The following is a 10,237-nucleotide window of genomic DNA, read 5'->3' on the forward strand; positions in this document are numbered from 1 at the left end:
ACCGGCTAACGCCGGCGCGCCCCTACTACTGAACGGACAGTTTTAATTACTAAGGATACGGCAGCAATCCGTACATTCCGCAGCAGTCGGGAACCATTCTATTCCGCCTCTACGATTTCGTCTGCATTGCCTTCGGTTTCGTTGTTCGGCTCATTTATCTCAGTGTTCTTGGCCACCGTCTCTGTGTCACCGTCTTCTGCAGGGAGGTAATACATTAAGCCAAATAGCTCATTTATCGCTCTGCGAGTATTTGCAGCTGAGACACCGATGCGCTTCAGCTGCATTGCATAGACAAGATAGCGTAGAAGCAGCAAATCAAGAATGGCAGCACCTTTGAAATCCTTGTCAATGTTTCCATGGGCAAAGTCATTTCTTTGCTCAGCCAGCCTGCTTCCAATGACTTCGTAGGAAAATTCCTCATCATTCCTTTTGTATAGACCTTCCCCAAATACCCCAATCATTTCATGAAAATCTCGACCAGCCTGTACTATCTTCGATTCCAGATTGCTAAAGCCGATGCTCTTCTTTGCATATTTCAATATCTTTTTAGCTTTTCCGGAGCTTTGGTTAATGCATTCATCCATCTGAGCTGATGCTCGTTGCTCAGCAGCCACTCGAGCTTCTGATTTGACAACTCCGCTTGGATACGCTTGGTCAAATTCCCATTCAAATGCTGCGGAAGTCAGCACGAAGTCCGATGCATCGAGCGTATGTCCCTTTTCGTATGTTTCAGGAATATGCCTTAGGTAGATTTCTCCGTCTGCAATCGCTCCAAACATTTTAATCTCATACGGGTCCAGCAAAGACAGCTGAATATATCGACCTTTTTCAAGAGGCTTGGTATCAAATGGCTCTGAGAATCTCGCTAGCTTGAATTCAGCTGTGCTGGGGTAATGCGAGTCGTCGTACATAGCCTGCAGGCTGCAATCCTCAATTAGTGTGTTTTTGCTGAATGTCAGATATTTGAGGAAGTCTTCTGCTGCATGCCACAGGCGATAGAAAAACCAGTAATCGTCCGTTTCATCAAACTCGAAAATCATGCTGGAATTAAGGGTGATGGGTGGAGTACTAATTTTCATACTGCATGTCCACCCAACTGAGAAATACGCCGCGATATCTCTGCCCTCAAAGCGAAATGCTCTCTTCACGGTCGAAGTTCTGTCGAATCCATTTGTCCTGATAGAGATGATTCCCTTTTCTGTAAGGTCGTCAGAATCAAATACCTGCGAGAATGCCCTATTAACCGGATGAATGTAATTCAAGGCCCTGCCGGATAGAGTCATCCTGCAAAAACCATTGGTATTCGGGCTACATTCCAGATACCCAGCAACGTTGATATACAGAGTCGAATTTCGACTTCCGACAGTCGATTCCTCCCTGGTCAAAAAGATCAATCGCTTGCTTGTCTCGTTGCAGAAGCCGTCAAGATAAGGCACATCAACAGTCAAAGGGTCGCCGGATGTATACACACCGGGGCAAATTTCTTTTTTTAGCCAACCCCACATAATGTCATTCTTGCGTTCTTTGGGCGGGATGAGAACAAGCTCAGAGCCATCGAACACAAAGACAAAATCAACATCTTTGAATTTTAGAGTTCCCGAATACGTGTTGTCTGTCATCTTACTTACCCCTCATAATGACCTTTCCAGTCCTTGTTCGCAACCTTGTCGCCGATCCTCTCGAGATCGACGCAGGCGAAATGCCAGTCTCCTAACAGCTTGTCCAAGCTGGGCTTAACGGGTTCCACATCACCTGCGTGAACCCGAAGTCGGAGTGGGGGAAGCTGATAGTGAGGTACTTTCCCGAGCTCGCGCCGCTGCAGGCGATTCGGAACAACTATCCGAAGACCCCGCTCACGCTCGACCGCGTTGACGTGGGAGGTCGCGGCGGCATCAGGCAAGAGAACATCATCGACTGGATGCTGTCCGGGGCATGGCCAACAACGTCTCTTATGCCGAGTTCACAATTTAGACAGGAGAACCTGTACCCGCGAGATTAATTGCGTCTCATCCATTTCCTCGGGGGCAATCATCGAACTTAAGGTGGCGCATCGGAGCCATGGAATTAAAGAACTTATCACCGAAATAGTCGAGCAGAAACTCTGGAAAAGCCGATAGCACAAACACCGAACCGTCCTCGATCCGCATCCTTTTCTCCTCGCGGAAGATCGCATCGACCGTAACCAGCTCTCGATACGTCTCAAATGAAACCTCATCGAGACCGAGCAGGCACTTGCATCTCAATACGAAGGCAGCGATTGCATCTTTCCATTGGGGAAGCTCCATGTGCTTCCCCACGTTAACGTTTCCCTCTCCCGACTTATTTTTATATTGAGCGATTTCCGAGTTGTCAACAAAACAGCCTGAATGCGCCTGGCACTGCCCTGCGCGATAATCGTACAGTGCCTCGACCATCGGGTAGCTTATATAGAGCTTTCCGCTCTCGTGCTCGTTATCGAATGCGAGGAGCATCGCCTCCACAAGGGCATCGGACTCGCATCCAGGCGCATTGTTCTGATGAGAGTCGTAGTCAAAGAAGAGAAAGACCTCATCAACAGAATCCCTCTCCACGCCCTCTAGACATTTTGCAGCAGAAGGCACCGTTTCTCTCAGTACCTCCACAACATCCAGATCGAAGTCCTCCTCTGCAAGCCGCTCGTAAAGCATGTAGATGTTCTGCGCCGCTGGCAGACAGATCACCCTCAGGTCATCTCTCCCTTTCAGAAAAAGATCCTTCATCTTCTCCGCAAAGCGCAGGTCACGCGACTCTCCTTCAACGATGAAGAGCGTGACCGGGCTAGCCATCGAAAGCACCGGCCTTAAACATCTTCTGGAGGTTATGCGCCAATCTGAGCTCCTTGGGTGTTAGCTTTTCCAGCGAGCGAATCTCCCCCTCCTTGAGAATGAAATAGACATCGGGACGCATGAGGTCGTTCGTCAAAAGGTCCGTGTTGTGCGTCGTAATGAAAACCTGGACACCCTCAAGGTCCCGTAGCATCTCCACGATCGACCGGGACAATTCAAAGTGATAAAAGGCATCGAATTCATCGATAAAGACCAAGGAAGCCTTGCTCATCTTGATATACCAGTAGTAGTACAGAGCAAGTGACATGGTGCCTGTCGAGGCGACCGACGCAAACGGAACGGTACCGCCCTCGAACCTGCAATAAAGCTCGGGAACTCCATTCACGTCCACGGATACGAGGTTCAGGGAGATTCCCTGCTGGCGCAAGAATTCTTGGAAGTCCTCCATCTTTCCTTCGCGAATAATGCCCTGGGTAAAGATATCCGAGCCAACCGAAAGCCCCTGATATCCACGCTCATCGAGCGAGTAGAACATGAGCATGTTGTCGACAAAGGAGGTGAAGGCTCTAAACGCCCTGGCAGACGGCTCATCTCGCAGTATTGCATTGCTCTTGACATATTTGACACGCGACAGCCTGTCGGACTCAGTGGGGAGATCGGTAGAAAGCGAGAGGGACTCGGCGCCCGGCAGGTCAACATGGCCCGTTTGAGCGTCGAACCTGTAGCTCAAGACCTCCACGCCAGCAATGTACAGACTCTCGTATACAAGCGTCTGTGGGTCGGTTTTCCCGTAGCGGTATACGACCTCGATATTGTCGAAGACAAAATCGTATTGAAACTCTGTAATTGAACTCTTTGAATTAAGGCACCGGTATGGCGAGTATTTTTTGAGCAGCTTTTCCTTGTCGGTCAGATGCAGAACAATGTCGAATATCGCGAGGGCGAAATTGGACTTTCCACTGCCATTCGCACCATATATGATGCCCTTTGCCTTAATGCCATCCTGAATTACCTGTTGATTGAATGAATAGTTGGCGGGATCGGATAGATCAAATGTAATTCGCTTATTGAAGCACTTGAAATTTGAAACCGAAAACTTCTTGAGCATGGCACGGCTCCTCTGCTTTCTGAGTCTATTTGAAACACAGGATAAAGTAGCTTAGCAAATTGGTCAATTTGCCCGTATTTTTAATACGGATATTCCGAAGAAAAACTACGGAAGTACGCGATATACGCCGGGCCTGTCCAACCGATCATAGTCTTCGCAGGGCAAGACTTCTTCGCGCGCGAGGGTGAATGTGATCTCGATCGTTAGGCGCACGCTGATAAAACTAGGCGGTACCGTCTCAGCGACCCCGCCTTACAAATCCGAAGGTTTTTCATCTAAATCTATTATGAACCATCTTTTATGGACTATCGGAACCATTTATCAAACAACATCATCAGAAACGTGAAGGGCGAATTCGGAAGCTGATTCTCCCTTTCACCGGCTGGCAAAACGATTTACACCTAATTGTGGACATTGCCCACGCGATTTCTCTTTGCTCCCGCATCGATCTCGCTAAACTAATAGGTGCTGCTACCAGGGCATTTTTCTGGTGCATATTCTATTGGCTCCTGCGAAGATCGGAGCGGCTATGTTTGCCGCCGAGTCCCACACCGGCCGTCATCACATCGCGATCGCTGCCATGGCCTGCCTATGCGTTTTGCTGGGCGGGCCTTCTTGTGCCGCGGGCGCGGAGAGCCTGTTTATCGCGGGCGCGACGTACTGCGAGCCGGGCGTGTCGGGCCCCGGCTGGGCCTGGACCGATGCCGGCCATCTGGAGCTTGACGGCTACGCGGGCGACGCCACCGCCGCCGACGGCGACCTGGTCGTGACGCTCGCCGGGCAAAACTCGGTGACGGAGTCGAATGCGCCCGATGCGGACATCACGCAGTGCGGCATGGAGGTGTGGGGCAGCCTGACGCTTCGCGGCACCGGGTCCCTGGCGGCATCGGGCTCGCAGTGCGCGATCCACGTCTCGCGGGCGCTCGTGGTGGACGGCTGCGCCGTCGATGCCCGGGCGGACGGGGCCGACGTCACGGACGAGGCCGTGGCCGGCGTGATCGCCGGCGACATGGCCGTGCGCGGCCGCGGGCGCGTCGTCGCCGCGGGAGCCGGGTCCGGAGCGGGCGTGCGCGCCTACGGCGTGTATCTGCAGGATCTGGGCATTGGTGCTGGCGCGGCTGGCTGCCGGCTTTCCGTCGCTGCCTCGTGGCTCGATGCGGCCGGTGCCGACGGCGGCGTTGCGTGCACGGGCGGGTCGCTTGTTTCCGCGCGGTTTATGGCGCCTGCTGGTGGGGCATTTGGAGCTGGTGGCGTGGTGGATGCCACCGGTGCGGTGGCACCGCATGTGGTGATTGAGCCCGATGTAGCCACGTCTCCGGCGGGGGAGACGGACAGGGGCGAGGTACCGGGCGGTGGGGCGGAAAAGTCTCCCGCCGATTCAAGCCCCGCTGCTGGAGAGCCCACCCCGGGGCCCACGGCAAATCCCTCGCTGAAACCCGCGGCCGCGACAACCAAGACCACGGTCGCCAAGACGGTCAAGCCCAAGCCTGCCACCGCAACAACTGTGGCACTCCCCAAGACCGGCGACAACAACTGGATAGCCGCTTCTTTGGCGCTTTCGCTGCTTGGGACAGTGCTCATGGCTGCCGCATGTGGGTGCTGAAGCACCCATTTCGATAGACTATGTAGAAGGCCATATTCTTAACGACGCATTAGTAGATTAATTTATTACAACAATTGCTCAGGATTTATCTAACATGTACCACGAATCGGATCATACAGTTGACGCTGCCAAGAAAGAATTAAACGCCGGCCTTCTTGAGCTGCTTGAGCGTTGCAGCTATCTATACAACGAGGCATTTTATGCCAACACGAAACTAGCAATCCTTCGCGAACTGTCTAAAGCATCTTCCGACTATGAGAATGAGGTAATTTGCGCTGGCTGCTTCTTCAGCTTTACACAACTTGCATTAACCGAATCATGTTTCATGAATTGCGCACGGTTATTTGATGCCAAAAGCGACGTCAGTATTGGGAACTTGATAGAAGACTTCAAGTCTCATTCTGCTGAAATCGACGCGCTTGCAATCTCCTTATTTAATGATCGACCAAACTTTGACAGGCTTAAACCAATCGTTCATCCATTGGCAAAGGACGAGGAGCGTTTCTACCCCAAAGAAGTTGAGTCTCAACGCTCAGATGAAAAACTGTTCGGAAATCATTACGAAATGGTTACTGTGTGTATAACCACTCATGACCTTTCCAATTTATGGAAAAAACGACTTACCGGTCTCAACAAACTAACTGCCATGCTTCGCGATCAGCGAAATAAGGTTTTCGCCCATAGCGACATGGAAGCACTGAATTATGATGAGCTTGTTAGGCGACTTCCTTTAACTTACGGCGAAATTCAAAAACTAATCGACTTCGCACTCGATGTGACAATCGAATTGTTAGCCAAAATTACTGGTATTGAAAAAGATCGCTTGCCCAAGAACTACAACGATATACAAGGCCTCCTTAAATATGTGGAGGTTGGCATGGAGGCTGTTGAGCAGCATTTGGGTAATCTATAGGATTCAAGCGCCTGCAAGCAGCTGAGCATGCAGGCGCTTGAATCTGAGTACGATCCATGACATAAAGCCCGACCATCGCACAGCTACGGTTTTCATGCCAAAAAGACACTGAAGTGTGAGATAGCTCAAATCTCAACAAAACAAATAATCAGCAGTTCAGGTCTTATGGGAATAATTCAATTCACATCACGCTGCATCTAATCTGTTCTTTATACTCGGCTGTTAACACTAAGGAGGCAAACATGCTTTGGAGCTATGTTCAGCTTGATGACGGCACTCAGTTTGCCTACTCAGAGACAAGAGAAGACGGAACCGTTCGCGTAGCCGTCGAACGCCCGGTTGACTTTGGCTTTGACCATGCGGATTGCTTCTTGCCTGCGGTCAAATGGTTCAACGTCGAAGGATTTACTGCTGATGACCTCAATTTCTTGACAGACTTTATTAGATTTAACGCCCCGTTTATCTTCGAGCTCGCCGAACGCCAAAAAGCCGGACCGGTGGTTTCGACGCTGGCCCCCTGACGTTCTACTGTTGAACGGCAAATAACCCATGATTTCGCCTACCGACATATCCACCTCCGTCTCTCGCGTGCTTGCTCAATACGACGTCAGCAAAGCATATTTATTTGGCTCGTTTGCCCGAGGCGAACAAACGCCCGATAGCGATATTGACTTGCGCCTAGTCTGCGGCAACACCATGACGTTCGGCACGCTTTATGAACTCTCCCATGAGCTCGAGAGGGAACTTGGGCGAAAGGTTGATATCGTCACCAACCCACCAGAGCACATGCGCCCGGCCTTCCGCAAAAGCATCGAGCAAGATGAGGTGCTTGTCTATGAAGCTCTGTAAGCAGGACGAAGCGTTAGTGTGCTCCGGCGTGATCAGCAAGTCTGAATTTTGTCGCATACTTCCGGACTCGGCGAGCCTTAGAAGCCAGTATTGAACTCAAACTCGGTTCCAGACACCCTCTTGCTATTTGAATACAGGTATCGCTCTAGCGATAGTATGTTATACTATCGCTAGAGCGATACCTGTTAGGAGACTCGCGTGGAACTGTGGCATGGTTCTCAGAAAATCATTGAGACTCCCCAGCTTGGCCTGGGGAAAATCCATAACGACTATGGACAGGGATTCTATTGCACAGAGAGCCTCGACCTTGCAAGGGAATGGGCATGCTCGCGCGATGCCGATGGCTTTGCGAATCGCTATGAACTCGATATAGCCGATCTCAAAGTTCTCGACTTGCTATCGCCGCAATATTGCGTCCTGCATTGGATAGCGTTGCTCGTTGAGTATCGTTCTTTTCGCAAAGATACCGCCATTGCCGCGGGGGCGTGCGAATATCTCCATGATCACTTTCTACCTCAGACGAGCACTTGCGACGTAATAAGGGGGTGGCGTGCGGACGACTCGTACTTTAGCTATGCCAGAGCTTTTGTAAACAATACGATCACCGTCGATCAGCTTGGACGATCTATGAGGCTCGGTAACCTGGGGGAGCAGATTGTGCTCAAAAGCGAGCGTGCGTTTAAGAGCATTCGTTTTGCTGGATTTGAACGTGCGCAGCAAGCTCTGTATGGTCCATTGGCCAAGGAACGAGATGAAGCGGCAAGGGCGCAGTATCGGGAGCTCCTTGCCGAAAACCCGTTTGAGGGAATACGTATCGTCGATATCATTCGAGAGGGGATGACGGGCGATGACCCACGCCTACAGTGAGATGTATCTCGAGGATGCAATGAGAACGCTGGGCGAGGCGGTCGATTTTGCTCTCTGTGACCAAGGGCTGACTCCAGCCGAGTTGACGGCGATCATGTCGAACGCTCTTGAGATGAAACAGTTTGAGCGCGGTATGCCTCGCGTCGTCTGCGGCATGGCGGGCGACGAGCTCGCGCGCGATATTATCGCTCATGCGGGACTGACCCCCGTCAGGTGTAGGGAGACCTATCCGTTCGACCGTTCGCCTCAGTATTGGGCGGGGTGGGTTATGGCCTATACGCAATGGATGAGCAGCTTGGGCTTTAATAAGCTACTCGAAGTCGCTCCGCTCGATTGGATTATCGGCTCGTACCATCCGCTTCACGAGGCCTCCGAAGATAAATTCGCCCAGATTGTCATCGAAAAATGGAACAACGCCCAGGCAGACAAAAAGGGCCTCAAAGCGGCACGAAAGGCTGCCGGACTAACGCAAAAACAGCTCGCCGCCCAATCGGGGGTTAAGCTTCGCGCCATACAACTCTACGAGCAGAACCAGCTCGACCTACGCCGCGCCTCGGTTTCCTCGGCATTGGCGCTCGCAAAAACCTTACACTGCAGCATCGAAGACCTAGTCTGGCAACCGATCGCTGTAAAGTACGACTCCTAATGCCACTGTGTTGTGCTCCCCGGGATTACATCGCGCGTATAAAATCTAAGCATCCGCACGCCGGTTATTGAATGGAATGGACGCCACATGGAACTCCCTAGCACCCTGTGCAGCAATGTGTACGACTTTGCGTTTTGCCCCGAGCCCTGCTACGAACGCCTGGCCGACCTCGCCGACCCCGAAGACTGGGGTCCCGGCAACCGCATCCTCAAGAACTACCTGTCGTTCTCGTTTAGCCGCGCGGTGTTCCTGACCGAGCGCGACGTGGACCAGGCCGCTCCGTCCAACTTGCCGCTGGTGTTCGACGACGACCGCTGCCTATTCAACACCGGCCTGTACACGCGCCGCTACGAGACCATCTACGGCCTGTTTGAGCCCAACGCCAAGCCCGACGCGCGCCAACGCTGGTTTTTAAAGGGCTTCTTTAAGGAAAGCGACCCCATGCTGGTTTCGTTTGAGTACCTGCCGTGCCGCGTGCGCTTTGCCGAGGACCCCTCCGAGCTGGTCTTTGACTATCGACTGCCCATCCGTTCCAACATCGACCACATTCTGGGCGATGAGGAGAACCTTACGCGTATTCCCGCAAGCCTGATGGGGGAGGGCAACTCGCTGCTGCGCCGCCGTGCCTTTGAGGGAGCTGTCGTCGAGGCCGCCCGCCGCGCCGCCGCCAACTACACGCTCGCCGTGCCGCAGTTCTACGGCGGCCGGATCCAGCTGCTGCTGCCGCTGTGCCTAACCGGCGACAAGCCCGAACTGGCGCTGACCATCCAGCGCGAGGACGGTTTCTACGCCGCGCGTACCTGTCTCACGCTCGACATGGCTTACAACAACGCGCGACTTATCTGCCGTCCCGAGACCTCGTGGATAAAGCGGTAAATGGTGGTTTAGCTGCGGTTTTGTTGGCTGACTGGGTTGAAACAGTGCGGTTTGCTCCCACGAATTTGGTTGATTTCCGATCTCAGCCGAACACATTGAGCAAATAGGCCGTTCCCGCACCTAGCCGAACGCCCCCGCTGCCCCTCCCGGGGCCCGGGGGCGCCGTTTTCCCAGTTGAAGGAACGGTGGAGATGTGTTTCGATGGGTCCGGTGGCCATGCTCCGCCCGCCGCCCGGCACCTCTTCCCAGACTCAGCCGGACGGTCGGTCAGTCTATTCCGTTTTCCCTTAGGCTAGGACAGCGGGGCATCGCCCCTCTCTGCGCGCGCCCGCCCGATGAGGCCCGGCGTCAGGTCGAGCCCGTCGAGGGGCACGTCCTCCACGCCGTACGCCTCCAGCAGCGCCTCCGCGTCGGCGCCCAGCATCGCCCGGAAGGCGCGGGCGGGCGTCGCGAAGCCGAGCGCGCCGCGGGGCTCGGAGTTCACGTGCGACATCGCGAGCGCCAGGTCCGCCGGGACCAGCCGGTCGAACCTGAGGCCGCGGCCCTTGGGCAGCAGCTTCCTGATCTCGAC

11 protein-coding genes and 1 pseudogene are annotated in these 10,237 nt (G+C 53.4%); 8 read left to right on the top strand and 4 right to left on the bottom strand.

Going from position 1 to position 10,237, the window contains the following annotated elements; all coding sequences use genetic code 11:
- Positions 1-98: 98 nt before the first annotated feature.
- Positions 99-1,619 (bottom strand): hypothetical protein, encoded by a 1,521-nt coding sequence (locus SFLMC1_RS03730; RefSeq protein WP_152074664.1) that lies wholly within the window; start codon positions 1,617-1,619, stop codon positions 99-101.
- A gap of 170 nt (positions 1,620-1,789) precedes the next feature.
- Between SFLMC1_RS03730 and SFLMC1_RS03735 the strand changes: the two genes are divergently transcribed.
- A complete protein-coding gene (locus SFLMC1_RS03735; protein WP_147357156.1) occupies positions 1,790-1,999 on the top strand; it encodes a hypothetical protein in 210 nt (69 codons plus the stop codon).
- Between the two features lie 7 nt (positions 2,000-2,006).
- On the opposite strand, the gene SFLMC1_RS03740 is transcribed toward SFLMC1_RS03735, so the two are convergent.
- Entirely contained in the window at positions 2,007-2,804 is a 798-nt protein-coding gene (locus SFLMC1_RS03740) for a hypothetical protein (protein ID WP_117743949.1), read from the bottom strand.
- Positions 2,797-3,912 carry an AAA family ATPase gene (locus SFLMC1_RS03745; RefSeq protein ID WP_118267980.1) on the bottom strand — a complete coding sequence of 372 codons (1,116 nt, stop codon included), beginning with the start codon at positions 3,910-3,912 and terminating at the stop codon, positions 2,797-2,799. The genes SFLMC1_RS03740 and SFLMC1_RS03745 overlap by 8 nt, the downstream gene beginning before the upstream one ends.
- 529 nt (positions 3,913-4,441) lie before the next feature.
- On the opposite strand from SFLMC1_RS03745, the gene SFLMC1_RS03750 reads away from it, so the two are divergent.
- The 7 genes from SFLMC1_RS03750 (at position 4,442) to SFLMC1_RS03780 (ending at position 9,666) form a co-directional block, all read left to right on the top strand.
- On the top strand, positions 4,442-5,515 hold the full coding sequence (locus tag SFLMC1_RS03750; RefSeq protein WP_154063902.1) for a hypothetical protein: 1,074 nt from the start codon (positions 4,442-4,444) through the stop codon (positions 5,513-5,515).
- A 94-nt stretch (positions 5,516-5,609) separates the two neighbouring features.
- Positions 5,610-6,428: a hypothetical protein gene (locus tag SFLMC1_RS03755; RefSeq protein ID WP_152074666.1), complete on the top strand. Its 819-nt coding sequence runs from the start codon at positions 5,610-5,612 to the stop codon at positions 6,426-6,428.
- 242 nt (positions 6,429-6,670) lie between these two features.
- Positions 6,671-6,949 (top strand): hypothetical protein, encoded by a 279-nt coding sequence (locus tag SFLMC1_RS03760; RefSeq protein WP_152074667.1) that lies wholly within the window; start codon positions 6,671-6,673, stop codon positions 6,947-6,949.
- A 28-nt stretch (positions 6,950-6,977) separates the two neighbouring features.
- Entirely contained in the window at positions 6,978-7,277 is a 300-nt protein-coding gene (locus SFLMC1_RS03765; RefSeq protein ID WP_152074668.1) for a nucleotidyltransferase family protein, read from the top strand.
- A gap of 198 nt (positions 7,278-7,475) precedes the next feature.
- Positions 7,476-8,144: a DUF3990 domain-containing protein gene (locus SFLMC1_RS03770; RefSeq protein WP_152074669.1), complete on the top strand. Its 669-nt coding sequence runs from the start codon at positions 7,476-7,478 to the stop codon at positions 8,142-8,144.
- Positions 8,125-8,790, top strand: coding sequence for a helix-turn-helix domain-containing protein (locus tag SFLMC1_RS03775; RefSeq protein WP_152074670.1), 666 nt, complete (start codon positions 8,125-8,127; stop codon positions 8,788-8,790). Before SFLMC1_RS03770 ends, SFLMC1_RS03775 begins: the two co-directional genes overlap by 20 nt.
- Before the next feature lie 87 nt (positions 8,791-8,877).
- Positions 8,878-9,666: a DUF3825 domain-containing protein gene (locus SFLMC1_RS03780; protein ID WP_152074671.1), complete on the top strand. Its 789-nt coding sequence runs from the start codon at positions 8,878-8,880 to the stop codon at positions 9,664-9,666.
- Positions 9,667-9,958: 292 nt separating this feature from the next.
- Here SFLMC1_RS03780 and SFLMC1_RS03785 read toward each other — a convergent pair.
- Positions 9,959-10,237: pseudogene (locus tag SFLMC1_RS03785) on the bottom strand (IS30 family transposase); the annotation flags it as partial.

It is taken from the genome of Collinsella aerofaciens, from assembly GCF_901212495.1.
GTDB lineage: Bacteria > Actinomycetota > Coriobacteriia > Coriobacteriales > Coriobacteriaceae > Collinsella > Collinsella aerofaciens_H.